Annotated in this window: 25 protein-coding genes and 1 tRNA gene; 9 read left to right on the top strand and 17 right to left on the bottom strand. The window is 60.8% G+C overall.

The features are described 5' to 3' along the window. Nucleotides 1-27 precede the first annotated feature (27 nt). Nucleotides 28-975 (bottom strand): pca operon transcription factor PcaQ, encoded by a 948-nt coding sequence (pcaQ, locus tag ASC96_RS29555; RefSeq protein ID WP_060506637.1) that lies wholly within the window; start codon nt 973-975, stop codon nt 28-30. Between the two features lie 93 nt (nt 976-1,068). On the opposite strand from pcaQ, the gene pcaD reads away from it, so the two are divergent. The 5 genes from pcaD (at nt 1,069) to ASC96_RS29530 (ending at nt 4,981) form a co-directional block, all read left to right on the top strand. Next, a complete protein-coding gene (pcaD, locus tag ASC96_RS29550; protein WP_060506636.1) occupies nt 1,069-1,881 on the top strand; it encodes a 3-oxoadipate enol-lactonase in 813 nt (270 codons plus the stop codon). Beyond that, nucleotides 1,874-2,278 carry a 4-carboxymuconolactone decarboxylase gene (gene pcaC, locus ASC96_RS29545; protein ID WP_060506635.1) on the top strand — a complete coding sequence of 135 codons (405 nt, stop codon included), beginning with the start codon at nt 1,874-1,876 and terminating at the stop codon, nt 2,276-2,278. Before pcaD ends, pcaC begins: the two co-directional genes overlap by 8 nt. Nucleotides 2,279-2,287: 9 nt before the next feature. Further along, nucleotides 2,288-3,037 (top strand): protocatechuate 3,4-dioxygenase subunit beta, encoded by a 750-nt coding sequence (pcaH, locus tag ASC96_RS29540; protein ID WP_060506634.1) that lies wholly within the window; start codon nt 2,288-2,290, stop codon nt 3,035-3,037. After that, entirely contained in the window at nt 3,037-3,651 is a 615-nt protein-coding gene (gene pcaG / locus ASC96_RS29535; protein WP_060506633.1) for a protocatechuate 3,4-dioxygenase subunit alpha, read from the top strand. Before pcaH ends, pcaG begins: the two co-directional genes overlap by 1 nt. Nucleotides 3,652-3,937: 286 nt before the next feature. Next, nucleotides 3,938-4,981 carry a 3-carboxy-cis,cis-muconate cycloisomerase gene (locus tag ASC96_RS29530; RefSeq protein ID WP_060506632.1) on the top strand — a complete coding sequence of 348 codons (1,044 nt, stop codon included), beginning with the start codon at nt 3,938-3,940 and terminating at the stop codon, nt 4,979-4,981. Nucleotides 4,982-5,200: 219 nt separating this feature from the next. Here the strand turns inward: ASC96_RS29530 and ASC96_RS29525 are convergent, their stop codons facing one another. The 8 genes from ASC96_RS29525 to uxaC all read right to left on the bottom strand — a co-directional run bounded on the left by ASC96_RS29525 (nt 5,201) and on the right by uxaC (nt 16,156). After that, nucleotides 5,201-7,117 carry a DEAD/DEAH box helicase gene (locus tag ASC96_RS29525; RefSeq protein WP_060506787.1) on the bottom strand — a complete coding sequence of 639 codons (1,917 nt, stop codon included), beginning with the start codon at nt 7,115-7,117 and terminating at the stop codon, nt 5,201-5,203. A gap of 249 nt (nt 7,118-7,366) precedes the next feature. After that, nucleotides 7,367-8,728, bottom strand: a complete 1,362-nt coding sequence (locus tag ASC96_RS29520) for a Tad domain-containing protein (RefSeq protein ID WP_112834585.1) — start codon at nt 8,726-8,728, stop codon at nt 7,367-7,369. Between the two features lie 378 nt (nt 8,729-9,106). Beyond that, nucleotides 9,107-10,582 (bottom strand): mannitol dehydrogenase family protein, encoded by a 1,476-nt coding sequence (locus ASC96_RS29515; protein ID WP_060506630.1) that lies wholly within the window; start codon nt 10,580-10,582, stop codon nt 9,107-9,109. Next, a complete protein-coding gene (locus ASC96_RS29510; RefSeq protein WP_060506629.1) occupies nt 10,579-11,421 on the bottom strand; it encodes an ABC transporter permease subunit in 843 nt (280 codons plus the stop codon). Before ASC96_RS29510 ends, ASC96_RS29515 begins: the two co-directional genes overlap by 4 nt. Before the next feature lie 52 nt (nt 11,422-11,473). After that, the gene (locus ASC96_RS29505) at nt 11,474-12,352 is read right to left on the bottom strand and encodes a sugar ABC transporter permease (protein ID WP_060506628.1); all 879 of its coding nucleotides are present in this window, start codon (nt 12,350-12,352) and stop codon (nt 11,474-11,476) included. Continuing rightward, entirely contained in the window at nt 12,349-13,449 is a 1,101-nt protein-coding gene (locus tag ASC96_RS29500; protein WP_060506627.1) for an ABC transporter ATP-binding protein, read from the bottom strand. Before ASC96_RS29500 ends, ASC96_RS29505 begins: the two co-directional genes overlap by 4 nt. 71 nt (nt 13,450-13,520) lie before the next feature. After that, on the bottom strand, nt 13,521-14,696 hold the full coding sequence (locus ASC96_RS29495; protein WP_060506626.1) for an extracellular solute-binding protein: 1,176 nt from the start codon (nt 14,694-14,696) through the stop codon (nt 13,521-13,523). 59 nt (nt 14,697-14,755) lie between these two features. Continuing rightward, the gene (gene uxaC, locus ASC96_RS29490) at nt 14,756-16,156 is read right to left on the bottom strand and encodes a glucuronate isomerase (RefSeq protein ID WP_060506625.1); all 1,401 of its coding nucleotides are present in this window, start codon (nt 16,154-16,156) and stop codon (nt 14,756-14,758) included. A gap of 90 nt (nt 16,157-16,246) precedes the next feature. Between uxaC and ASC96_RS29485 the strand changes: the two genes are divergently transcribed. Together ASC96_RS29485 and uxuA are read left to right on the top strand one after the other, a co-directional pair. Next, on the top strand, nt 16,247-16,969 hold the full coding sequence (locus ASC96_RS29485) for a GntR family transcriptional regulator (protein WP_060506624.1): 723 nt from the start codon (nt 16,247-16,249) through the stop codon (nt 16,967-16,969). A 36-nt stretch (nt 16,970-17,005) separates the two neighbouring features. Beyond that, complete coding sequence (gene uxuA / locus ASC96_RS29480; RefSeq protein ID WP_060506623.1) at nt 17,006-18,193, top strand: mannonate dehydratase; 1,188 nt, start codon at nt 17,006-17,008, stop codon at nt 18,191-18,193. A gap of 100 nt (nt 18,194-18,293) precedes the next feature. Here uxuA and ASC96_RS29475 read toward each other — a convergent pair whose 3' ends face one another. Together ASC96_RS29475 and ASC96_RS29470 are read right to left on the bottom strand one after the other, a co-directional pair. Next, nucleotides 18,294-19,595 (bottom strand): MFS transporter, encoded by a 1,302-nt coding sequence (locus ASC96_RS29475; protein ID WP_060506622.1) that lies wholly within the window; start codon nt 19,593-19,595, stop codon nt 18,294-18,296. Nucleotides 19,596-19,693: 98 nt separating this feature from the next. Then, nucleotides 19,694-19,981 (bottom strand): metal-sensing transcriptional repressor, encoded by a 288-nt coding sequence (locus tag ASC96_RS29470; protein WP_060506621.1) that lies wholly within the window; start codon nt 19,979-19,981, stop codon nt 19,694-19,696. 275 nt (nt 19,982-20,256) lie between these two features. Here ASC96_RS29470 and ASC96_RS29465 point away from each other — a divergent pair, with 275 nt between their 5' ends. Beyond that, entirely contained in the window at nt 20,257-22,155 is a 1,899-nt protein-coding gene (locus ASC96_RS29465; RefSeq protein ID WP_060506786.1) for a potassium transporter Kup, read from the top strand. A 71-nt stretch (nt 22,156-22,226) separates the two neighbouring features. On the opposite strand, the gene ASC96_RS29460 is transcribed toward ASC96_RS29465, so the two are convergent. Then, a tRNA-Ile gene (locus tag ASC96_RS29460) sits at nt 22,227-22,302 on the bottom strand. A gap of 156 nt (nt 22,303-22,458) precedes the next feature. Here ASC96_RS29460 and ASC96_RS29455 point away from each other — a divergent pair. Next, nucleotides 22,459-23,202, top strand: a complete 744-nt coding sequence (locus ASC96_RS29455; RefSeq protein ID WP_060506620.1) for an SIMPL domain-containing protein — start codon at nt 22,459-22,461, stop codon at nt 23,200-23,202. 191 nt (nt 23,203-23,393) lie between these two features. On the opposite strand, the gene ASC96_RS29450 is transcribed toward ASC96_RS29455, so the two are convergent. The 5 genes from ASC96_RS29450 to ASC96_RS33110 form a co-directional block, all read right to left on the bottom strand. After that, nucleotides 23,394-23,780: a hypothetical protein gene (locus ASC96_RS29450; protein ID WP_060506619.1), complete on the bottom strand. Its 387-nt coding sequence runs from the start codon at nt 23,778-23,780 to the stop codon at nt 23,394-23,396. Between the two features lie 172 nt (nt 23,781-23,952). Then, the gene (locus ASC96_RS29445) at nt 23,953-24,357 is read right to left on the bottom strand and encodes a ketosteroid isomerase-related protein (RefSeq protein WP_060506618.1); all 405 of its coding nucleotides are present in this window, start codon (nt 24,355-24,357) and stop codon (nt 23,953-23,955) included. Between the two features lie 108 nt (nt 24,358-24,465). After that, on the bottom strand, nt 24,466-24,888 hold the full coding sequence (locus ASC96_RS29440) for a secondary thiamine-phosphate synthase enzyme YjbQ (protein ID WP_060506785.1): 423 nt from the start codon (nt 24,886-24,888) through the stop codon (nt 24,466-24,468). A gap of 56 nt (nt 24,889-24,944) precedes the next feature. After that, nucleotides 24,945-25,298, bottom strand: coding sequence for a DUF1428 family protein (locus tag ASC96_RS29435; RefSeq protein ID WP_060506617.1), 354 nt, complete (start codon nt 25,296-25,298; stop codon nt 24,945-24,947). A gap of 237 nt (nt 25,299-25,535) precedes the next feature. After that, on the bottom strand, nt 25,536-25,796 hold the full coding sequence (locus ASC96_RS33110) for a hypothetical protein (RefSeq protein ID WP_156393890.1): 261 nt from the start codon (nt 25,794-25,796) through the stop codon (nt 25,536-25,538). Nucleotides 25,797-26,066 lie beyond the last annotated feature (270 nt).

Here is a 26,066-nt window from a genome sequence, read left to right as displayed (position 1 = left end):
CAAGTGAATACCCATCGCAGTGGAGTTTTACCGCCGCTCTGCATGGTCAGCCGAAACAGCGGAAATCTCAGCCGCCGCCTCGCGGATCGTCTGCATCAAGATGGCCAGCGGCATCGAGGGAATGGCGTTGGCCCGCATGGTCAGCCCGACCGGCCCCTTGGTCTCGCTGGTATCGATCGGTAGTGCCGCCAGCATTCCGTCCTCGATATCGCCGGCCACCACGCCGGTCGAAATGATCCAGATGGCATCGCTTGCCCGCACGAAGGCCCGCCCGAAGGAATCGGAGACGGTTTCGATCTGGTTGGGCAGGCTGGCGATGCCGTTGGTGATCAAGAACCGTTCGACGAACGGCCGGATGATCGAGGCACGCGTCGGCATCAGCACCGGATAGACGCCAAGATTGTCGAACACCGACTGCTTTGCCGACAACAGCGGGTGACCGGCGCGCACCACGAAGACGACCTGCTCGGAATAGAGGTGTTCGAAGGAGAACCCGGTCATCTGTTCAGGTGCCGCAAGCCGCCCGACGACCAGATCGAGATCGCCGACGCGCAACTGCTCCAGAAGCACCGCGTTTTCACCGGTGACGATCTTGATGCGGCTGCCGGTTTCCTCCTTGAGGAAATTCGCCATCGCCTTCGGCATGATCCGCGTCGAGACTGTTGGCAGCGCACCGATCCGCACCGGCGGTCCATCGCCCGAGCGTTCCTGCGAGACGGAATCCAGCCCTTGGCGCAACGCCGTCAGCGCCGCCCCTGCATGCCGCAGAAAGGCCTCGCCATATCGGGTGATCTTGATGCCACGGCCGTCGCGCTCGAACACGGACACGCCGAGAACCTCTTCCAGTTCGCGGATGGTCTTGGTCACCGCCGGCTGGCTGACATGCAGAAGGTCGGCCGCCTTCATTACGCTCTTCTGGCGGGCAACCTCGACAAAGGTTTGCAAATGGCGGAATTTCACACGGGCGTCGATCATGACAACTCATAACCTGAGAGTTAATGATAGGCAATAAAATGTCATTTTACCGAACCAGATTAAAGTTCCAATCTGTTTCCGAGGAGAATTTCCGTGCAGTTTGCCCGCATCAACGACGTCACGCTTCACTATCAGATCATTGGTGCAGCCAATGACAAACCGGTGCTGGTCTTTGCAAATTCGCTCGGCACGGATTTTCGCATCTGGCGCGACGTGATCGTGCGTTTCGCGGGTGACTTTGCCATGGTTCTCTATGACAAGCGCGGCCATGGCCTGTCGGATGTCGGCGACATGCCCTATTCGATGGACCTGCATGTTGCGGATCTCACCGGCCTTCTCGATCTCCTCGCCGTCAAGCAGGCTGTCATTTGCGGCCTCTCGGTCGGCGGCCTGATTGCGCAGGGCCTCTATGCTGCCCGGCCTGATCTCGTGCGGGCTTTGGCGCTTTGCGACACCGCCCACAGGATCGGCACGGCGGACCTTTGGAACACCCGCATTGCCGCCATCGAAGAGAACGGCATCGCCAGCATTACCGACAGCATTCTTGAGCGCTGGTTCACCCCCGCCTTCCGGCGCCCGGAAAACAACGCGTTGCACGGCTATCGCAACATGCTGGTCCGCCAGCCAGTGGCAGGCTACACCGGCACCTGTGCCGCGATCCGCGATGCGGATTTCACCGAGGCAGCCAAGCGCATCGCCGTTCCGACGATCTGCATCGTCGGCGATCAGGATGGCTCGACACCGCCCGATGTTGTCCTGTCGACCGCCAAACTGATCCCCGGTGCCCGCTACGAGGTCATCAAGGATGCAGGCCATATCCCCTGCGTTGAACAACCGGAAATGCTGACCGCCGTGCTGCGCGCCTTTATCGATACCGTCCTGTCTGGAGAGAAAGCCCATGAGTGACGCCACTGCGCCCACTGAACGTTACCGCCAGGGCCTCGCCACCCGCCGCACCGTGCTGGGCGATCGTCACGTCGACCGGGCGCAGTCCACGACCACTGATTTCGACCAGCCGTTTCAGGAACTGATCACCGAGGCCGCCTGGGGCAACGTCTGGTCCCGGCCAACCTGGACAAAACGCGAGCGTTCGATGGTCACCATTGCCCTGCTTGCCGCCCTTGGCCATGATGAGGAAGTGGCGATGCATGTACGTGCCACCGCCAATACCGGCGCCAGCCGCGAGGATATCGGCGAAGCGCTGTTGCATGTGGCGATCTACGCCGGCGTTCCCGCCGCCAACCGCGCCATCAAGATCGCCAAGCAGGTTTTCGAACAGATGGACGCCGGACAGGCGGTATGAGGCAGGACGATGTCTGATCTTTCCAACAAAAAACCTGAGACCGGCGCCTTCTTCCAGCGCGACCGCGCCTGGCACGCTCCGGCGCTGACGCCCGGCTACAAAACCTCGGTACTGCGCTCGCCGCAAAAGGCGCTGCTATCGCTTGACGGCACGATGTCCGAAATCACCGGGCCAGTGTTTGGCCATTCCCTGCTTGGTGAACTCGACAACGATCTCATTCACAATTTTGCCAAGCCGGGCGAAAGCGCCATCGGCGAGCGCATCATCGTCCATGGCCGCGTCCTCGACGAGCGCGGCAAGCCAGTACCCGGCGCGCTGCTTGAATTCTGGCAGGCCAATGCCGGCGGGCGCTACCGCCACAAGAAGGAAAGCTATCTCGCCGCGGTCGACCCGAATTTCGGCGGCTGCGGCCGCACCATCACGGCTGATGACGGCAGCTACCGCTTCCGTACCATCCGGCCGGGCGCATACCCTTGGCCGAACGGCGTCAACGACTGGCGTCCGGCCCATATCCATTTCTCGATCTTCGGCCACGGCTTTGCCCAGCGCCTGATCACTCAGATGTATTTCGAAGGCGACCCGATGATCTGGAAGTGTCCGATCGTCACCACCATTCCCGACAAAAGCGCCATCGAACAGTTGATCGCACCGCTCGACTGGGCCAACACCATCCCGATGGATGCACGCGCCTACAAATTCGACATCGTCCTGCGTGGACGCCGCTCGACGCTGTTTGAAAACCGGATGGAGGGCAACTGATGGTCCAGGATCTCGGCTACCTGAAAGAATCACCGTCGCAAACGGCCGGCCCCTATGTCCACATCGGCTGCACCCCGAACTTTGCCGGCATCACCGGCGTTTACGACACCGATCTCGGCAGCACGATGGTCAACGACAAGACGCTCGGCGAACGCATCACCATGCGCGGCTGCGTCATCGACGGCGCCGGTGTGCCGTTGAAGGATGCACTCGTCGAAATCTGGCAGGCCGATGCCGCTGGCCTCTACAACAGCCCCTCGGAACTGCGCGGCACCGCAGATCCCAATTTCACCGGCTGGGGCCGCTGCCCGACCAGTGCCGACGACGGTATGTTCACGTTCGAGACCATCAAGCCCGGCCGCGCGCCCTACAAGGATGGGCGCAAGATGGCGCCGCACATCACTGTCTGGATCGTTGCCCGCGGCATCAATATCGGCCTGCATACCCGCATGTATTTTGCCGACGAGGCTGAGGCCAACGCTGAAGACCCGCTGCTTGCACGCATCGAACACCGTCACCGTGTTGCGACCCTGGTCGCGCCACGCGAAGGATCGGTCTATACGTTCGACATCCATTTGCAGGGTGAGAAGGAAACCGTGTTCCTCGACATCTAGCAGGCTGCTGATAAAGTCATTTTCTCGGCATTTGCAGATCATTTTGGAAATTATACGTTTGCCAAATCCTCCGTCATCCCTACCCTCGGGCTTGACCCGAGGGGTGTCACAGGGAACCAGTCAGCCCAAGCCCTTGGGCTGAAAGCGTCTTTTGACCCGACAGGCGTCGGGTCGCCGAATCCCCCTCCACAAGGGCGAGGAAGACGGAGAGTGAGGTACCGCTTTCGTCAAATCAATCTTCAGGGTTTTTCAGCAGCCTGCCAAAACCCCGGGACCAAGGACAGATATGACCGCCTCGGTTTTCGACCACCCCTATCTCTCAGGCCATCTCGGCGACGAAGAAATATCCGCCTTCTTCTCGGCGGAGACGGATATCCGTGCCATGCTGGCCTTCGAGACAGCCTTGGCGCAGGCAGAAGCCGAACACGGGATTGTCTCAAAGCAATCAGCCGCCCGTATTGCCGGAACCTGCGCCACATTCCAGCCTGATGTCCTTGCCCTTCGCCACGCGGTCGCCGCCGATGGCGTGGTGATCCCGGAACTTGTCCGGCAATTGCGCAAGGCTGTTGGTGGGGACGCGGCCGAAAAAGTCCATTTCGGCGCCACCAGCCAGGATGTCATCGACACCAGCCTGATGCTGCGGCTAAAGGCGGCCAGCGCCGTCCTTTCTGATCGGTTGTCGCAACTCTTGGATATGTTCGGCAAGCTCGACACCGATTACGGCAGCAACCACCTGATGGCCCACACGCGGATGCAGGCAGCGATCCCGATCACCGTCGCCGATCGCCTCGCCGCGTGGTCAAGGCCGCTTGCCGATTATCGCAAGAGGCTGAACGCAACGGCATTTCCCCTCCAGTTCGGCGGCGCCGCCGGTACTCTCGATAAGCTTGGTGACAAAGCCGATGCCGTTCGGGCGGCTCTGGCTGGAAACCTCGAACTGTCCGATACCCCGCAATGGCAGAGCCAGCGCGCAATCATAGCCGACCTCGCCCATCTCCTGTCATTGATCTCGGGCAGTCTTGGAAAATTCGGCCAGGATATCGCCCTGCTCGCTCAAGCCGGAGACGAAATCGCGCTGTCCGGCGGCGGCGGCTCCTCGGCCATGCCGCATAAGCAAAACCCGGTGGCTGCCGAAACGCTGGTGTCGCTTGCCCGCTTCAACGCGGTGCAGCTGTCCGCCATTCATCAATCGATGGTGCATGAACAGGAACGCTCGGGCGCAGCCTGGACCCTGGAATGGATGATCCTGCCGCAATTGGTGATCGCCTGTGGCGCGAGCACGCGGCTGGCTTCGACGCTGGTGGGGCAGATTGAGCGACTTGGAGGCTGAACGTCTTCAGGTTTGCGCCCGGGCTCGGGTCCACCTCGCCCCATCCGGCATCTACTCCCGTCAATAAACGGGAGCAAATCAGGAAGCCCCTCTTCTCCCCGGCGGGGAGAAGAGCCGAGCGGATGCGAGGCGATGAGGGGGCCGCGAATTCTGAGGGTGCCGCCCCCTCATCCGCCCTTCGGGCACCTTCTCCCCGCTGGGGAGAAGAGGGAGCGAACCTCAGTTCGCCTTGTTCTTGTGCGGCTTGCGTTTGGCGCCTTCGGTGCCCGGCTTGTCAAACTTCGGCTTGTCAAACTTGGGTTTATCAAACTTGGGCTTGTCGAAGCCTGGCTTGCCGGCCTTCTTCGTCCAGGGCTTGCTGTCGGTCTTTTCAGCCGAACGGTTGTCAGCACCAGCAAAATCCGGCTTGCCTTCAAACTTGCGCTTCGGCTTGCCCTCACCCTTCCAGTCGTTCTTGGCCGGGTAAGGCTTCTTGCCTGCAAATCCACCACGCGGGCCGGATAGGTCCGGCGCGCCATCGAGCTGCGTTACGGTAATGCCTTTTTCCAGCGCCCGCTTCGGACCGATCGCCTCGACGAAACGATCCACCCACTCGCGCGCAATCTCGACATAGGTTTCTTCGGTCTGCATCTTGATGGCGCCGATTTCCTGCTTGGTGATCTTGCCGATGCGGCACAGCATCGGGATCAGCCAGCGCGGCTCGACATTCTGCTTGCGGCCTGCCGACAGCGAAAACCAGGCGCTGTCGCCAAAATCGCCACGCGGAGCCCGCGGCTCGCCGCGGTCCGGACGATCGCCACGATCACCGGATGGTGTGTAGGACGGCGTGTCCATCAGATCTTCCGGCGCAGAGCGGCCGGCACGCGCCTGCCGCAGGAAGGCGGCTGCCACTTGTTCGGCACCGTGCTTTTCCAAAAGTTCGCGGATGAAATCGGCCTCATCCGGCGTGACCGGATCGGTCAGCGCCGGATCGGCCAGAACGCGCTCGTCGTCACGGCGGCTAACCTCGTCCGCCGATGGCGGCCTTGCCCAGTCGGCATTGATATTGGCATCGCGCAGCAGACGTTCAGCCTTGCGGCGCGCGCTGTTCGGCACGATGAGTGCGCTCACACCCTTGCGTCCGGCACGGCCGGTACGGCCAGACCGGTGCAGCAGGGTTTCCGGGTTGGTCGGCAGATCGGCGTGAACCACGAGTTCGAGGCCGGGCAGATCGATACCACGGGCGGCAACGTCGGTGGCGATGCAGACGCGGGCGCGTCCATCGCGCATCGCCTGCAGCGCGTGCGTCCGTTCGTTCTGGCTGAGTTCACCGGACATGGCGACAACGGAGAACCCGCGATTGTTGAAGCGCGCAGTCAGATGATTGACGGCAGCGCGAGTCGAGCAGAACACCAGCGCATTCTTCGCCTCGTAGAAACGCAGAACGTTGATGATCGCATTTTCGCGGTCGGACGGAGCAACGGTCAGCGCCCGGTATTCGATATCCAGATGCTGCTTCTGCTCGGCCTGCGTCGAAATACGCACGGCATCACGCTGGTAGCTTTTGGCCAGATTGGCGATCGAGCGCGGCACGGTCGCAGAGAACATCAAGGTACGGCGTTCAGCCGGTGCTGCTTCGAGAATGAACTCGAGGTCCTCGCGGAATCCGAGATCGAGCATTTCGTCGGCTTCGTCGAGAACGACGGCCTTCAGGCGCGACATATCGAGGCCGCTACGGCGGATATGGTCGCAGAGACGGCCGGGCGTGCCGACAACGATATGGGCGCCGCGATCGAGCGCGCGCCGTTCGCTGCGCATGTCCATGCCGCCAACACAGGAAGCAACGGTTGCGCCGGTGAGTTCATAGAGCCATTCCAGTTCGCGCTTGACCTGCAAGGCGAGTTCCCGGGTCGGAGCGACGGCGAGCGCCAACGGCGCGCCTGCCTGGCCGAACCGGTCCTTGCCATCCAGCAGCGTCGAGGCGAGCGCCAGGCCGAAGGCAACGGTCTTGCCCGAACCGGTCTGCGCCGAAACCAGCGCATCGCGACCCTCGAGTTCAGGCCCCAGAACAGCCTTCTGAACCGGCGTCAACTCTGAATAACCGCGCTTGCTCAATGCCTGAGCGATCGCCGGAGCGATGCCGTCTAACTCTACCATATGTTTATCTTTCGGAATTCGGATGTCATGCGCGCCTCGGTCGATGAGGGTAAGCACAGTCCGCGGCCGGCACGTCGCCAGCCAATACATGCGCGCCTCATACTGCGCCTGAGCGCAATTGTACAGGGTGTCGCGATGCTGCACTGCAAAAACGCGGCATTTCGGTCTGCGGCACACGCTGAAATGCAGAATGGCCACGCGGTCCGAGGACTCATGGCCATTCGTTAGCGATCCGGAATAGTGCTACACTCAGCTTGTCAGCCGCGGCGTCCGTATAATCTTGTTGAACAGTGCCTTCATCGCCTTTTCGATTCCTTCGGTCGGGCTCACCTCGAAATAATAACCCGGCGAGGCACAGGCCTCCATCCGCGTACCGATTTCCGACTGGAATGGCTTGATCCAGCTATTGTACCATGAGTTGGTGGGCAGAGGCAGATAGGTCGTATAGAGCACGGCGATCTTGATGCCGCGATCCTTCAAGGTCTGACAGTAGGTGATGTCGATCGGCTCCTGACAGCGGGTACCCGTGAGCCTTTTCGTGCACCCCTGCGGCTTCTTGCTGTCGCCTACCCCGTCGGAAACGAAGAACACGACTTTCTCGGGATTGGTAGACGTCGTACCATTGCCCGGCGCACTGATTTCCTTATTGATCTCGGTCAGTGCATCGTCGAAGCTCGTCTGCTGGTCATTGTTGTACCCCTGTTTGGGAATACTCATCAGCTTGATATCCTTCGTTCCTGTCCTCACCTTGGACAGGTCGCTGGTCAGGTCCGCCACCTTCAGCAGTTTGACGTCCTCCGCTTTTTCACCGAATGTGTACGCGGCCATCCGAAACTGATTGGGATAGCTCTGCTGGCGCTCTGCCTCGCTTGTCAATGCCTTGACCGCCTTCGCAACCACGTCGATGCGAATCTCGATACCGTTGTTTTTGGCAACGAAATAGTTGCTGTTGGTATTGATGGTGCCGTTTTCTGCGACGATGTGGCAGGCGAAAGCGCAGCTTCTAGAGCCAGCATCCGAGACGTTCTTGGTCGCGGCTTCCATCTTTAAGACATCGGCAGGTGTCGCTGCCACGCCCATCGACGGGGTGTTGTCGAGCAGCATGTAGAAATCCATGAAGGACTGTGTTTGGTAAACGGCGGTGGCGCCACCGGATACCGAGAGGCTGTCCTTGCCGAGAATACGCAGGAAAGATGTCTTCAACGTTGCCTGATAGGCCAGCTTGGCCTTGATATCTTTGCCGTCCTTGACGACCGTTGCCTTGACGAGATCGAGCTTCATATCCTCGGATTCGATCTTCTCTTTTTCGATGCCATCCTCTTTTATAGAGTTGGTTTTGGCTTGGCTTTGAGCCTTAAAAAGAGCCTCCGCCTCCGCCTCACTGAGGGGCACGGGACCATCGCTGGTCATGCCGACAGCTTGTGCAACACCTGCGGATCTTTCGGCGATCGAGCCGAGCACCGCTGCATCAGCGGCATTCTGCAAGCGCGACTTGAGTTCCATGGCGCGGCTGAAATCCACAGCCATCCCGGCAGCGCCAAGGATAGGAACGATGGCGATGGCCCCGATGACGGCAAAATTGCCCGCCCGGTCGGCAAATAGCTTCTTCAATAGACGCACAGTGATCCCCTGCCCCGCACCAGGTACTTCCCGGCGTAAATGTATTCCCCAGGCAATGGACAGTAGCTGCGAAATTCTAAATGGCGGTAAAAAGCAGTAGTTAACCGAAACGTAATTCAGCAGAGCGTTATTTCATTAAAGTTTCGACGGAACCGATCCATTGTGAAGAAAAACGCAATATCTGACTTGTGATGACAAAGAACCGCGGCAATCAAGTATAGCAATTCGGAGAACACAACAAAAAGTAAACATAAAAATCAGGACTCAACCCTGAATTTACTCTCTATTTCGTGAATCACTCGCACACCGATCAGGCTCAGGCCGGATGCCGATGGCAGCCCGCCGTGGCAACGGCTGCAAAGAACAAGCTCACCCGCGTGGTCTTTGCCATCTAGCCAGCTCCGCCGCCGCCCCTGTTGAGAGCAACCGCGACAAGCCATCGACAAGCCCCACCCGGAAATTAGCGTCGCCGCCGAGATCGTCGGCGAAGACCTCAGTCAAACCGAGAAACGCCGCAACGATCTCTTCTGGATCATCCAGTCCCTGCGACAAAGCCCTGATGCGCCCAGCCAGCGGATCACGGACATCGATCGCCTTTCCGGCTTCATCGACGCCACGCGCGTAATACATCCACGCGGCAACTCCGAGCACCAGCCGGTCACAGGACGTCCCTGCCCGCCTACGGGCGCGGATCGTGCCAAGCAACCGTTGCGGCAGCTTTTGCGACCCATCCATGGCGATCTGCCAGGTGCGGTGGCGCAGCGCCGGGTTTTTGAAGCGCTGAATGAGATCGCCTCGATAGGCCGCCAGATCAAACCCGGCGAGCGGCGGCAGCGTCGGAGACACCTCTTCACGCATCAAGCCCTCGATCAGCGCCTCCATGCCCGGCAAGGCCATGGCCTCGGCAACCGTTTCGGCCCCGGCGAGAAGCCCCAGATAAGCAAGCGTCGAGTGGCTGCCGTTGAGAAGCCGCAGCTTCATAGTCTCGAAGGCGGAAACCTCGGGAATGAAGATAGCGCCGGCTTCCTCCCATGCCGGACGCTCGAGCGGAAAATGATCCTCCACCACCCATTGCCGGAACGGTTCGGTCACCACCGGCCAGGCATCATCAACACCCAGAGCAGTTGCAATGGCAGCGCGATCGGCCTCCGTCGTTGCCGGCACGATCCGGTCGATCATCGTGGATGGAGAGGCAATACCGGCGACGAAAGCGCCCAGTTCCGTATCCCGCAGTTCGGCGAAGCGGCGGACAACACATTTCAGCACATGACCGTTCGATGGAAGATTATCGCAGGACAGAAGCGTAAAGGCCTCCACGCCTGCCGCCCGCCGTCGGGCCAAAGCCTCGACGATGAAGCCGATAGCCGATTTCGGTTTTTCCGGATGTTGCAGGTCATGCTGAATATCGGGATGGTTTTCATCCAGCGTGCCGGTCGCCGGATTGTGGCAATAGCCTTTTTCCGTGACCGTCAGCGAGACAATGCGGGTCGCCGGGTCAGCCATCCGTTGCAGAACGGCCTGCGGGTCCTCCGGCGCGACAAGGGTCTCGAGGACACTGCCGATGATGCGCAGCGTTTCGCCCTCACCGTCCTGAACCTTCAACGTATAGAGCCCGTCCTGCGGCGTCAGCGCGTCACGGGTCTCCGCACTGCGCAACGAAACCCCGCAAATTCCCCAGGATGGATCGCGTGCCAAAACGTCATCGGTAAACACCGCCTGATGCGCCCGGTGGAAAGCACCTATCCCGAGATGGACAATGCCGATGGATACCTTCGCCCGGTCATACCCGGGCTTTACAATAGCAGCCGGCAGGTCCGGAAGTGTTTGGTTCGACAATCTGGTCATGATGCAGGCTGCTGTTTGGCACGGGCGACAATCTGCGACGGGTTGACGAACTGCAAGGCGAGGATCAGCCAGAACAGGGTCGTCACCATATAGATCACCGCCATGGCGTCGATCGATTGCCCGGCCCGGACACCGGCGGCAAAGACCGCGTAGTAGAGCGACACGACCAGCGTCTGGCTTGTCGGTCCGGCAATCAGGAAGGTCAGCTCGAACATGGCGATGGTCCGCACCAGAACCAGAAGCAATGCCGCCAGCATGCCGGGCAACAGAAGCGGCAGGAGGATGCGCAGAAACAGGCTGCCGGTGCCTGCGCCAAAGACACGGGCCGCGGCCTCGATGCGCGGGTCGATCTGCTCGATGAACGGGATCATCACCAGAACGACGAAGGGCAGCGAGGGCACGAGATTGATCAGCACGACGCCCCAGAAGGAACCGCCGAGGCCGATCTGGTAGAGCACCGTCGCCAATGGGATGCCATAGGTTAGCGGCGGAATGAGCAAGGGCAGCAGAAATAGCAGCACGACAAGACGCTTGCCCGGAAAGTCCCGCCGCGCCAGCGCGTAAGCCGTGGTGACGCCGAGGATTCCGGAGATGAGGACCACGGTGAAGACGATCTGGAATGTCACGAACACGACGCTCGACAGCTGGAATTCCTTCCAGGCGCTAAAATACCATTTCGTCGTCAGGCCAACCGGCAGCCAGGTGCCAAGCCAGCGGGTGGCAAAGGAATTGACCACCACGGCGGCGATTACGCCGATAAGGTTGATAATGAACAGCCCCGCGACTGCCCAGACGGCAAAACGCCAGATTTTCGACACGAGGCCCTGATCGCGGATCATAGCGGCATCTCCCGGAAAAATGCGTGATGAGGCACAGGCTTTGTCATGGTCATCATCCCTTTGTCCCCCCGGTCGGGCCGCGATAAAACATCGAGCGTGCGCCGAGCACGATCAGCACGACGACCAGTTCCACCGCGCCCATGACCATGGCGATCGCCGTTCCCAGCGAATGATCATATTGCTCGAAGGCGGCCTGATAGGCGGCAATAGAGATCACCCGCGTCGGGCCGGCTGGCGCTCCGAGCAGGACGGCTGAGGGAAAGACGGCGAAGGCCTGGACAAAGGCCAGGCAGAAGGTCACCGCCAGCCCCGGCACCAGCAGCGGCAGGAAGACTTTCATGAACCGCTGGCGGGCATTGGCACCAAGCGTTGCCGCCGCCTGTTCGATCGCCGGGTCAATGCCCGTCACGTAGGACAGCGTCAACAGGAAAGCGAAGGGGAAACCGGTGATCACCAGCGAGGCAAACACACCCCAATAGTTGTTGGTGAGCTTCACCGGCGCATCCAGCAAGCCGACAAGTACCAGCACGCGGTTGAACCAGCCCTGCGGCCCGAGAAACGTCAGAAGTCCGTCGGCAACGAATACCGTGCCAAGCGTGATCGGCAGGACGAGGATTGTCGTCAACAGCCGTTGCCGCGTCATCAGCCGGACCCTGAAGGCAATCGGCACGGCAAAGGCGAGATTGACGATCGTCACCGGCAGCGCCAGCCAGAGCGTCGAGGCAATCGTGCGGTACTGGAAGGGGTCGCTGAAGAAGGCCACATAATTGGCATACCAGGCGCCCTCCTTCGGCATCACCGAATCGGCAAGGCCATAGAAAAACGGGTAGATGAACAGCCCGAGCATGACGGCGAGCCCCGGCAGGACCAGCAGTGTCGTGCCATCGAAACCGCGCGCGGCAAGCCGATAGCGAAGCGACGGCGTGCTCATGCGCCCTTCCCCTTGAACAATAGCGCCCGGCCTTGCGCTGGTTGCAGGGTTGCGGATGCACCGCGTGGCAGAGCCTGTTCGGCGCGGAAATAGAGATCGGAACCGTCAGCCGACTTGGCCAGCCCGAAAAAGGCACGGCCGCGATATTCCATGTTGACGACCGTAGCGGGCATGCCGTTGCCATCCTCGACGGCAACAAGATCCTCCGGCCGCACCGACAGCACGGCCTGATCCCCAACGGCAAGCGGCTCGCGCATCGTGCCCGTCAGCTGCGCCCCGGCCACCTCGATGCGGGCTTCGTCACCGGATATGCCAGTCACCCGACCGGCAATGCGCGTGCGAAAACCCATGAAATCGGCGACGTCGATATGATTGGGCCGCTGGTAGAGATCCTGCGGCGAGCCGATCTGCATGATCCGCCCCTGGCTCATGACGACGATCCGGTCGGCAAGCGACAGCGCCTCGTCCTGGTCGTGCGTCACATAAATGGTTGTCGAGCCGATCTGGTCATGGATGCCGCGGATTTCGGCGCGCATCTCCAGCCTCAGCTTGGCATCAAGATTGGATAGCGGCTCGTCCATCAGCACGACCGGCGGCCGGATGACGATGGCGCGGGCAATCGCCACACGCTGCTGTTGTCCGCCGGAGAGTTGCCCCGGCAGCTTGTCGATCTGGCTTTCCAGCCTCACCAGCGCCAAGGCCTGCTCGATGCGCCGGTCGGCCTCGCTGCCGCGAATGCCCTGCATGGTCAGCCCGAACCCGACATTGCGGCGCACACTCATATGCGGAAACAGCGCGTAGCTCTGGAACACCATTCCGAACCCGCGCTTTTCCGGCTCCAGCTGATCGATGCGGTAGCCGCCCAGCCTTATTTCGCCGCCCGACAGGGCAAGAAGCCCGGCCACGCAATTCAGCGCCGTCGATTTGCCGCAACCGGACGGCCCGAGAAGCGCGATGAACTCGCCAGGCTCGATTGCAAGATCGATGCCATCGAGCGCGGTATAGGCACCGAACGATCGGCGCAGGCCATCCAGCTCGAGGCGGGCCGACTGTTTGGGCGAAAGCACCGCCGCTGCGTTCTGAACCGGCAAATTCAAGGTCGTTCCTCCACGTCGATAGGCAATTTGAAACGGCGGCAAAACCGCCGCCGTTTCAGGCTCTGTCAGGCTCAGCCCTTGGATGCGCCGATCTGTTCGTCCCAGATACGGAACGCATCGACGATCTGCGCCGGCTCAAGCGGCACTTCCAGCGGATTGTTGGCGATCCAGTCGGCATATTCCGGGCGGCCGAATTCCTTGATGGCATCCTGGCTTTCCTGCGGCGCCATCTCGATCGTCACGTCCTTGACTGCCGGGCCCGGATAGAAATAGCCCTGGTCGTAGGCGATCGCCTGCTGCTGCGGTTGCAGCATGAAGTTGATGATGTCGAGCAGAACGGCGACCTTCTCATCCGAAACGCCCTTCGGAATGACCGCATAATGCGCATCCGTCACCCAATGAAAGCCATCGAGCTTGCCGACCTTGGCCTCGGCCGGAACGATGCCGAGCGCGCGCGGGTTGATATCCCAGCCGGTCGTCGAGACGACGATATCGCGGGTGCCTTCGCCGAGTTCCTTCATTGTCTGGGTCGTGCCGGTACCATAATATTCGACGTTTTCACCCAGAGCCTTCAGATATTCCCAGGTCTTCGTCCAGCCCTTGACCGGATCGCGCGGATCGCTGTCGCCGAGAATATAGGGAAGCCCCATCAGGAACGTGCGGCCGGGGCCGGAATTGGCCGGGCGAGCATACATGAACTTCTTCGGATTGGCCTTCGACCATTCCAGCAGTTCCGCCGCTGTCTTCGGCGGTGCCGGAACCCGGTTCGGCATATATTCGATCAGCGGGCCCGATGGATAATAGGTGACGACGACGCCCTGCTCCTTGGCGAGCGCCTGCATCTTGAACGCTTGCGGCAGGAGGATACTTTCCAGATTGGGCAGGTCGCCCTTATGGGCGGCAAGATCGACCCAAAGGCTCTGGTCGAGACCGGCCGCGAGCACGTCGGTGCCCGTCAGAACGAGATCGATATCGACCTTGCCGGCGGCCTGCTGCGCCTTGATCTTGGCCGGCAGTTCCGGTGCCGGTGCCTTGGTGAAGGCGAAGCTCGATACCCATTCCGGCTTTGCCGCGGCATAGGCCTCGAGCATGCCCTGCGTCAGGGCAAGATTGCCGGCGACATCCACCACCGTGATGGTGACGGGGCTTGCCGGAGCCTTCAGCTGCGCAAAAAGACGGCCGGGCAAAAGCCCCAGGCCGGTCAGGCCGGCAACTCCGCCGACAAAGGTCCTGCGTGTAACGTTCATGTCGTTCTCCTCCCTTGTTGTGCAGCGGACGCCTCCTCAGCCGCCCGTCTGCCAGATGGTCACAGTCGGTAGGCCCTCTTTGCCAACCCGTAGGCGAGTTCATGCGCCAGAGTGGAAGCCTCGTCTTCATCGATGCGGTGGTCCGCCACGAGACGGGCGAGATAGGCGCAGTCCACCCGCCGCGCCATGTCGTGGCGGGCCGGGATCGACAGATAGGCGCGAGTGTCGTCGTTGAAGCCAACCGTATTGTAGAACCCGGCGGTTTCGGTCGTCGTCTCGCGGTAGCGGCGCATGCCTTCCGGGCTGTCGAAGAACCACCAGGCGGGTCCGAGCTTCAGGGCTGGATAATGGCCGGCAAGTGGCGCCAGTTCGCGCGAATAGGCGGTTTCGTCGAGCGTGAAGAGGATCACCGTCAGCGCCGGGTCGTTACCAACAGCGTCGAGCAGCGGCTTCAACGCCTGCACATAGTTGGTTGACTGCGGAATATCCGCGCCCTTGTCGGGACCGAAATCCGCAAATAGCGACGGATTGTGGTTGCGGTAGGAGCCCGGATGGATCTGCATGACCAGCCCGTCATCCCTGCTCATCCGCGCCATTTCCGTCAGCATCTGGCCACGGAAGGCGTCCGCCTCGCCGGCATCCGCCTTGCCGGCAAGCACTTTATCAAACAGCCGGGCCGCATCGTCGGAAGACAGATTCTCGGTCCGCGCGGTGGCATGACCGTGATCCGTCGCCGTTGCTCCGCGCCGTTTGAAGAATTCACGCCGCGCCCGGTGCGCATTCAGGTAACCTGACCACGTCGCGGCCTCACCGGTCATCGCCAAAAATCGGTCGAGGTTTCCGGCAAATCCGAGCACCTGCGGATCGACCACCGCATCCGGCCTGTATGTCGGCACCACGCGGCCATGCCATCCCGAATTGCGCACGGCGTCGTGATGCCTGAGATCTTCCAGCGCACCGTCCGTTGTTGCAATCACCTCAATACCGAACCGATCAAACAGGGCGCGCGGCCGCATCTCCGGCGTCGGGATCGCCGCCTCGATCCGGTCGAACAAGGCGTCTGCCGTCTTTGGCGACAGGCGCTCGGTGATCCCGAACACAGTCTCCATCGAATGCTCGAACCAGATGCGCGTCGGCGTTCCGGCAAAAAGATGAAAATGCGCGGCAAACAACCGCCATATTTTGCGGGGATCCGTCTCGACCGCCGCCCCGTCACGCCGGGGGACACCCAGATCCTCCAGCCGCACACCCTGCGAATAAAGCATGCGCGTCGCATAATGGTCCGGGGTGATGAACAGTGCTGCCGGGTCTGGAAACGGCTTGTCTTCCGCATACCAGGACGGGTCCGTATGGCCATGCGGCGATACGATCGGCAGTCCTGCAACGGTTTCGTAAAGCTGCCTTGCGATAGCCCGTATACCGGGATCGGCAGGAAACAGCCTGTCGGGGTGCAATGCCATTCCTTGTCGCTCCTCCCGCTTCACGTCTTGGCAACGTGAGCAAACTGATATACTAGTATTCACGACAGTGTCAACGCCTCGAGAAACCTCATGCCATCATCGCCACGAAACACCGCCGTCGCGCCCTTCCTTGCAGAACCGGCAACTGCAAAGCTCCGGCGCGTCACGGCCGGTTCGGCAATCTATGAGCGGCTGCATTTAGCGATCACATCGCTGCAGATGCCGCCCGGCATGCCGTTGCAGGAGAAAAAGATCGCCGAGGAATTCGGCGTCAGCCGCACACCGGTGCGCGAGGCGCTGCTGCGATTGGCGGAAGCCGGACTTGTCGACATATTCCCCCAGTCCGGCACCTTCGTGTCGCTGGTTCCGGTCGCCGCCATTCCCGAGGCTGTGGTCATCCGCAAGTCGCTGGAGGGAACAACGGTGGAATCGGCAACAGCAATTGCGACCCTCGCCGACATTGCCAAGCTCGACGCCATCATCGCCCGTCAACGCGTCCATGCCGCCCATAACGAAACGTCCCTGTTTCACGAACAGGACGAAGCCTTTCACGAGGCGATCGCCGGTATTGCCGGCTATCCCGGTATCTGGGCCATTCTGAAAACCGTCAAAATCCAGATCGACCGTGCCCGGCGTCTGACCCTGCCGGCGCTCGGCCGCATGGAGAGCGTGATCGAAGAGCATGTGACGATCCGCAATGCCATCGCCGCCCATGACGTCGAAAGCGCCCGGGCCGCCATGATGCACCATTTGAGCGCCGTCATTCCCGACGTTGCCGAATTGCGGGTCATGCACCCCAATTATTTTTGCTGAACAAAACGACTGAATGAACCGGAGGAAGAAGCAGGCATGCGTCAGGGATGGAGATGGTTCGGGCCGGATGCGCCGGTAACGCTGGACGATGTGCGCCAGACCGGGGCGACAAATATCGTCTCGGCGTTGCATCAGGTACCGATCGGCCGCGCCTGGACGGAAAGCGAAGTCCGCGAGCGCCAGACTTTGATCGAAACCACGCCCCCTGGGCGCTCGCCGCTCACGTGGTCCGTGGTCGAGAGCATCCCCATCCCCGATGCCGTCAAGCGCACCGGGGCCAAGGCCAAGGCCGAAATCGAAGCATGGATTGCCAGCCTCGAGGCCGTCGCTGCCTGCGGCATCAAGATCATCTGCTACAATTTCATGCCGGTGGTCGACTGGACGCGCACGGAGCTTGATTTCATCACCCCCACCGGCGCCACCGCCATGCGCTTCGATCATGAACGCTTCGCCGCCTTCGATCTGTTCGTCCTCAAGCGCCCCGGCGCTGAAAACGATTATTCAGAAGAAGACCGCCTGCGCGCCAAAACCGTGTTTGATGCGATGCCCGAAGCCGAAATGGCCGAGATCACCCGCATCATCACCTCCGCCCTGCCCGGCTCAACCACCGAACCGATGACGGTCCCCGGCTTTCGCGAACGGCTCGCCGCCTATAGCGGCGTCGATGCAAACCGTTTTCGCCAGCACCTGATCGAGTTCCTGGAAGCCGTCACACCTGCGGCCGAAGCACGGGGCGTCAAACTGACCCTGCATCCGGACGATCCGCCACGCCCGCTCTTCGGCCTGCCGCGCATCGCCTCGACCGCTGACGACTACGCCGCCCTGTTCGATGCGGTACCCTCGCCAGCCAACGGCATGTGCTTTTGCACCGGCAGCCTCGGCGTGCGCGCCGACAACGACCTGCCAGCCATTGCCCGCCGTTTCGCCGCGCGCATCCATTTCACCCATCTGCGCGCCACCACCCGCGAGGGAGACGGCCGCAGCTTCCACGAAAGCGCCCATCTCGACGGCGACGTCGATATGGTGGCGGTGCTGAAGGAACTCGTCGCGGAGGACCGCCGCCGCTCAGCGGAAAACACCATCGTCTTCCGCTCCGACCACGGCCACCGCATGCTCGACGACCTCGAAAAGACCGTCACTCCCGGCTACCCCTCGATCGGCCGCCTGCGGGGCCTGGCCGAATTACGTGGCATCCTGCACGCGCTCGATGCACGTCCGACCTGAAACGGATGTATCAGCATCGCGTCAGCCGATGGCCTGCCGCGCCGAATACGTCGCGGCATTTGTGATGGAAAAGAGGTCGTGAACTGTCCGCAAGACGCGGTCAGCCGTGATATCGGTCCTTGCGCGTAGGGTGGGCGTGTTCGTGCCCGCCCACAACAATCTTCGCTCCCGCGATATGCGGATGGTCGGCGTGGAGGTCCGAATGAAGGTGCCGTTCGTCTTCCTCTGCGGCCGGCCAAAGCCAAGCGGCGAGAACGGCTCCAAATCCCGTTAGGACGGCAAGGGCCGCGTATGTTGCTGTGAGGCCTGCCGTCGCTCCCAGCCATCCCGCCAATGGATAGGTAATCAGCCAGCATCCATGGGAAAGGGCGAATTGTGCCGCAAACAATGCAGGCCGATCCTCGGGCGACGCGGAACGCCGAAGGATCCGCCCTGACGGTGTCAAAACGAGAGAATAGCCGATGCCGATCACGGCCCACACGACGACAATACCGGCATAGGACGTCGTCAACATCCCAACCACGAGGGCGGCGACGAGCACCACCGTTCCCGCCAGCATCGTCCGACGGTCGTCGGCCTTTTTCAGCAGGCGCGGCAGAAGCAACGCGGCAAGCATCGATCCCAGCCCGAAGGCCGCCAACGCGATCGCTGTGTAACGCTCCCCGAGCGCCAGCACGCTCTGGACCAGAACGACCGTATTGACAAACACCATTGAGCCACCCGCAGCAACCGCAAGGTTGAGCGCGAAAAGGCCCTTCAAGCGTGGGACTGTCAAGTAGAGGCGAATACCACGCGTCGTCCGCTCATAGATGCTGCGCGGCTCCGCGGGCTTCGGATCGGGCAACAGAACCGAGACGACAAGGCTTGCCGAGGCCAAAAAGCCGACGACGGTCCCAAGATAGAGATTGTGATAGTTCATCAGCATCAGCAGCGCAGCTGCCAGTAGCGGACTTCCGACTTTTTCAAGATCGTAGGCCAGCCGCGAAAGCGAGAGCGCATTTGTGTAATCATCTTCGTCCGGCAGCACGTCGGGGATGGTCGCCTGGAATGTCGGCGTGAAGGCTGCCGATGCCGCCTGCAGCACGAAAATTAGCAGATAGGCTTGCCACACCCCGGTGATGAACGGAAGACAGACGGCCACCCCGGCGCGGATCAGATCGAGCGTGACCAGCATCGCACGTCGCGGAAGTTGCTCGGTAAACGCCGTGGCGACCGGCGCGACCACGACATAGGCGATCATCTTGATCGCCAGCGCCGTGCCAAGGACGGCGCCCGCGTTGCCGTCTGCGAATTCGAAGGCCTGCAGACCGAGGGCAACGGTGGCGAGCCCCGTGCCGAGCAGGGCAATGACCTGGGCGAGGAAGAGATGGCGGTAGGTGCGGTTCTTCAGAACGGAAAGCATCAGGTCATCCCTGCATCTCGTGTTGGATCGCCGCTGCCGCCCATGCCTGCACCGGTCGCGCTTCGATCAGGATTGAAAATTGCGGTGACGAATCATCCTCAAAGATACTTGGCGATGGTCTTGAACTCGGCCATTGCCTGCCTCTGCTCGCGGCCGAGCGAGCCGACGGTATCTTCGAGACAGTGATCAAGATGATCGTGGATCAGCGTCCGTTTGGCATTGGTGATCGCCTTTTCTACCGCATGAAGCTGCTGCGCAATGTCCACGCAAGAGCGGCCGCCTTCGATCATAGCGATCACGCTTTTCAAATGTCCCTCGACGCGCTTGAGCCGCTTGACGATATCGGAGTGGGTCTCGTGTCTGTGTTCGTGATTATCTTCGCTCATACCTATATCCTATCCTCCTGGATAGGATACTTCAATCGTGATCTTGACCCGAACCGCGGATAACCGCGATCAGCCCATAGCCGAGATCTGACTTGAGACGGCAAGAGGAACGCGGCATCAACCGCACTGCGAAACTGCCGGTTTTCACAGAAAGCTGCCCAATTAACCGTGAAACGATGAACAATCATATCCGGGGTTTGCGACGGACGCTGCATTGCACCATATTGCCGTCAAAGGGCCAGAAGGCCCGCAAACGCCCAGAAAGCCAATATCGCATGACATCGTCTACCGCAGCCCCTGACGGCACCTCCGAGACGCGCAAATTCCTTGTTCTGCTGCTCGGCTCGATCGGCGTTGTCTACGGCGATATCGGCACCAGTCCGCTCTATGCCTTCCGCGAGGCGTTGAGACCTTTTGCTGCGGACGGGGTCCATGAAAACGAGGTGCTGGGGCTGATCTCACTGATGGTCTGGACGCTGACGATCATCGTCACCTTCAAGTACGTTCTCTTCCTTCTGCGTGCCGACAACGATGGCGAAGGCGGTACGCTGTCGCTGCTGGCACTGCTGATGAAGAAAACCGGCAATTTCACTCCCATCCTGTTTTTCGCGGGCATCATCGGTGCGGCGCTGTTCATCGGCGATGCCATGATCACGCCGGCACTGTCAGTCATGTCGGCGCTGGAAGGCCTGAAACTGGTGACACCTGCGTTCGCGGGTTACGTCCTGCCGGTATCGGCGGCGATCATGGCCGGTCTGTTCCTCGTGCAATCCAAGGGCACGGCCGCAGTCTCCAAGCTCTTCGGCCCGATCACCGCCGTCTGGTTCCTGGTCATGGCGTGGGGCGGCCTGATCCATATCGGCGACGACTGGACGATCCTCCAGGCGCTGAACCCGATCAACGCTCTGTGGTTCATCAGCCATGCCGGTTTTGCCGGCCTGATCGTCCTCGGCGCGGTTTTCCTGACCGTGACGGGGGCCGAAGCCCTCTACGCCGATCTCGGGCATTTCGGCCGCAAGCCAATCCAGGTGGCCTGGTTCATCCTGGTCTTCCCGGCGCTGGCGCTGAACTATCTCGGACAAGGCGCCTTCGTGCTGGCCAACCCGCAAGCCATCGAAAACCCGTTCTACCTCATGTACCCGAAATGGGCGCTGCTGCCTGTTGTCATCCTCGCCACCATGGCGACCATCATCGCCAGCCAGGCGGTCATCACCGGCGCGTTTTCGCTTGCCCGGCAGGCCGTCCATCTCGGTTTCCTGCCGCGGCTGGCGATCAAGTTCACCTCGGAAACGAACACCGGACAGATTTACGTCCCGGCCGTGAACCTGCTGCTGTTCATCGGCGTCATCGTGCTGATCTTCTCGTTCGGCGATTCAGAATCGCTTGCAACGGCCTATGGCATATCCGTCACCGGCGCGATGGTCGTCACAACGCTTATGTCGTTCCAGTTTCTTCGCTCCATCTGGGGCTGGTCCACCATCAAGGCAGCCGCTGTCCTTTTGCCGCTTCTGATCCTCGAAGCCGTATTCCTCGGAGCGAACCTCCTCAAAATTCACGACGGCGGCTGGGTTCCCGTAGCCCTTGCGCTCGCCATCATGGCGGTCATGTGGACCTGGACACGCGGCTCGCGCATCCTGCGGGAGAAGACGGCCAAGAACGACATGCCATTGGACATTTTCATCAAGTCGATCGAACGCCCGTCGGAGCACGCGCCCGTCACCGTCCCCGGCACCGCCGTGTTCCTGACAAGCGTGCCGGACAGGACGCCGGCCGTCTTGCTCCATAATATCAAGCACAACCATGTCCTCCATGAGCAAAACGTCATCCTGACGATCTGGACGCAGGACAAACCGCATGTTCCCGACAGTCAGCGCGTGGACATCACGCAGCTTTCCGAGCGGTTCCTGCGGGTCGATATCCACTTCGGCTTCATGGACGAGCCGAACGTGGCGAAAGCTCTCGTCCTCTGTAAAAAGAAGGGCTTCAAGTTCGAGATCATGCAGACCTCGTTCTATCTCGGGCGGCGCAACCTCATCAGCACGCCGAACACGGACCTGCCCGTCTGGCAGGAACGGCTCTATATCGCGCTGGCAGACTTCGGTATCGATCCATCGGCCTACTTCAAACTCCCGGCCAACCGCGTCGTGGAACTCGGCGAGCAGGTGGCAATCTGACATTCGAGAAACAGCGACTGGTGCCGCAGAAACGCGGCCCGGTTTGCTTGCACGCGGTATCGACAAAGAAATGGTGGGCCCGGAGGGACTCGAACCCCCAACCAAGCGGTTATGAGCCGCCGGCTCTAACCATTGAGCTACAGGCCCCGCCGGACATGTCCGGATCCCGCGGGCCAATGGCAGACCGCGGTGGGACTGGCTCTAGCGGAAAACTGGTTTTCCCACAAGACGTTGCCGCAATCCCTACACAATCAATCATCAATAAGGTGACAGGGACGAAACACAACTGGAGAGAACCCATCCATGACATCCACCTATTTCCCCCGCCGCCTCAAGACCGTCGTTCTGGCTGCCGCTTTTGCGGGGATTGCCGGCGCATCCGCCTTTGCGCAGGACAACACGCCGCGTGAAGCCGTGATCACCGTTTCCGGCGAAGGCCGAGCAAGCATTGCGCCTGATATGGCGATCCTGTCGTTCAGCGTCGTCAAGGATGCAAAGACCGCCATGGAAGCGCTCGACGCCAACAACAAGGCGATGGCCGATGTCTTGAACGCGCTGAAAGCCGGCGGCATTGCCGATCGAGACCTGCAGACCTCCGGTTTCGCCGTCAATCCGCAATACCAGTATCCGGACAATAGCGACGGCGGCAATCGCCAGCCGGTTTTGACCGGTTACCAGGTCGCCAATTCGCTGACCATCAAGGTGCGTGACCTCGCCAAGCTCGGTGAAATCATCGACCAGTCCGTGACGCTCGGCGTCAATCAGGGCGGCTCGATCCAGTTTTCCAATGACAAGCCGGAAGCAACGATCACCGAAGCCCGCAAGTCTGCGGTGACCGATGCCGTCGCCAAGGCCAAGGTCCTGTCGGAAGCAGCCGGCGTCTCGATTGGCCGTATCGTTGAAATTTCAGAGAACTCATCCCGGCCCGAACCGATGCCGATGATGCGCGCCATGGCAAAGGAATATGCCGGTGACGCCGTGCCGATCGCCACGGGAGAAAACAGCTATAACGTCACCGTCAACGTCACCTTCGCGATCAAGCAATAATAACGTATCGCCAAGGCCCGTGGACAATCGAACCCCGCTCCGGCGGGGTTTTTTTATGCACATAGTTTGGAAAACAAGAGATAAGGTTTTCGCCCCCAAAACAAAAACACCCCCGCGGAAAACCGCGAGGGGTGAAACTTTCCGCCGGCCGGGGGAGACATGACGGAAAGAATTGGAGCGACCGGCTGTGGTTAGCGGCCAATCACCGGGCAACCGCGGGCATTGGCGAAAACGATGCTGCGGTAATTGCCGCGGCGCATGCCTTCAACGATAACCCGGCGGGGCGAAACGTCGACCACACGGGCGCGGCGCATGCCGAAATCACGGGCCTTTTCCTTGGCAAGCCAGGGGTCGCAGCGGCCACGGCGCTCATGGCCCCAGCCTGGGCGATAGCGGCGATCGCGATCCCAATCACGCTCGTCGCCGTAGCGGCCGTGATCACGGTACTGCACATCGACGACACCGCCGGAATGAATGCCAAGCGTCAGGGTGTCGGCGGCAGCCGGTGCGAGGGTGGCACCAAAGCCGGTCAGACCGATCATGCCGGCAAGGGCCAGCTTTGCAAAAATCTGTTTCATGACTGTTTCTCCTTATGGGTCTAAAACCGTAAGACGTCCGCCCGCCTGTTGTTCCGGGCATTGACGAGACCCTAATCCGGCGCGGCTGAACGGAACCCGAATCTGCCGTTCATCCGGGGTTCAGCCGAAGCAAGAACGTGTTGAAATGGCAGGAAGAAGGCGCAAAGCAGCCTTAGCGGGCGAGCATCTCTTCAAAGACGCGGATATTGCGATAATGGCTGAGCCGAGTGACGGCGCCATTATCGAACTCGAACACGAAGACGCTCGGGATCGAATAGGACTGGCCGCTGGCTTGCGGGAAACCCGGCATCGTTTCGCGGTAATGGCCGCGCGCAGTGGCATCGACGGCGACACGCTGGCCAAGAGCATCGTGCATCAGCACCATGTCGCTGAAACTTTCGTCGAAATGGCGGAAATAGGTCATCACCCCCATACGCAACGGACCCGCCCCGATGGTGCGCTGGCCCGTCAGGGTATCGAGCGCCACGTCCTCGTCGAGAAATGTGCCGATCGTCTCGAAGTCCCGTTCATTGAGGGCCTGCATGAAGCGGCTGGCAATGGTCTGCGCGTCGGTCAATGTCTCTTCCCTTTGCCTGTATGAGCGGTGCGATCCCCGCCTTAATCGAAACCATGCAACGCCCAAACGGCTGTTTTTGTTCCCGGAATTGCAACATCTTCACCGCTTTCATCCGCTCAGATGCAGCACCACCTCGCGGCGGTGGGGGCGGTCGCGGTGTTCGAACAGATAAAGGCCCTGCCAGGTGCCGAGCATCAGGCGGCCCTGCCCGACGGGAATGCCGATCGACACCTGCGTCAGCGCCGCCTTGATATGGGCCGGCATATCGTCCGGGCCCTCGGCGGTGTGGATAATCCAGGCCATCGACGAATCGCTGGACGGCGGCACAAGGCGCTTGAAGAACTGGGTGAGATCGCGCCTAACATCCGGATCGGCATTTTCCTGGATCAGCAGCGAGCAGGACGTGTGGCGCACGAACACGGTCAACAGCCCCTCCTCCACACCGGCGCGCCGCACGAAATCCTGCGCCTCGCCGGTAAACTCGTAGAGGCCGGCGCCGCGCGTCGGCAGGCTGATGATGGTCTGGGGCATAAAATCCTTTCCATGCCGCAGCATCGCGCGGGTTGAGGGGTTGCCGGTTTGCTGCGTTACAGTTCCAGAAAACTTTTGAAGCCTCCATAGATCATCCGCTTGCCATCGAACGGCATGGAAAAATTGTCCATGCTGAGGCGCGGATCGGCCATGACCTTCTTGTTGATCTCGTCGCGCTCCTCGCGTGAGGGATAGGTAATCCAGGAAAAGATCACCACCTCGTCATCGGCCGCCTGAACGGCACGGGGAAAGGAGGTGAGCTCTCCATACGGCACATCGTCGCCGATGCATTCGACATAGGAGAGCGCTCCATATTCCTTCCAGACAGTACCCGCTGTGCGGGCCAATTCCTTGTAGGCCTCGATATTGTCCTTCGGGACGGCAACGATAAATCCATCGACATAGGGCATGTCAGTCTCCTCCTAGAGATCCGCCTTTTTCACCGGTGTCGCATGCCGCCGTTCCACGCAGGCATGCATCGCATCGAGCAGATCGCGCGTTACATTCATGCGAGGGCTTGCAGCGGCCGGTGTTTCCTCCTGCTCCTCGACATAGATGGAGACCGGCCACTGCTCGTCAAGGGCAAGCAGGCTGCGAACCGCCTCGGGCGGGCGGACGCGGCCGAAATAATCTTCCCGGCACAGGATTCACTCAAGGACGAACGCGCGGAACCAGGCATCGTCGGCACCGGCTATGCAGGAAGGCAAGAGCACATTGACATCCCCAGGACCGCGGAAACAAGGCGGGATTTCGCGCGGTTTCAGCTTACCCGTGCATTCCTCCTGGCGGCTGCAGCGACGGACGCGACAGATGGAGGGGATATCCATCCTCTTTGCGGTGGCGCGGCACAGCGCCTCGAACAGAACGGGATGGAGCGGTATTTCTTCAGGCCCGCAGATCGGCAGCATGGTCGTCTCCTTTTTGAGGATGGAAGTGCGGAACGATGGACACGGTTTTTCAGTCACGCGGCAGCTTTTCGCCCGTGGCTTGGAGCATCTGCAATGTCTGCCGGCTTTGGGGTCGGCAGGATCGGCCGGGGCACATCGGGTGCCTCAGGTAAGTAGAAGTAGGTGACACGCGATGTGCCCCGTTTCAGTGTGACACGCGATGTGCCCCGTTTCAGTGCACTTCCTCTTCGGAGATAGCGAAGGCTTCCGCCATCATCTGGCGGCGCTTGG

The organism is Rhizobium sp. Root1204 (genome assembly GCF_001424965.1).
Taxonomy (GTDB): Bacteria; Pseudomonadota; Alphaproteobacteria; order Rhizobiales; family Rhizobiaceae; genus Pararhizobium.
The sequence above is the reverse complement of the archived record's forward strand: the minus strand, read 5'-3'. Positions and strand labels throughout refer to the sequence as shown.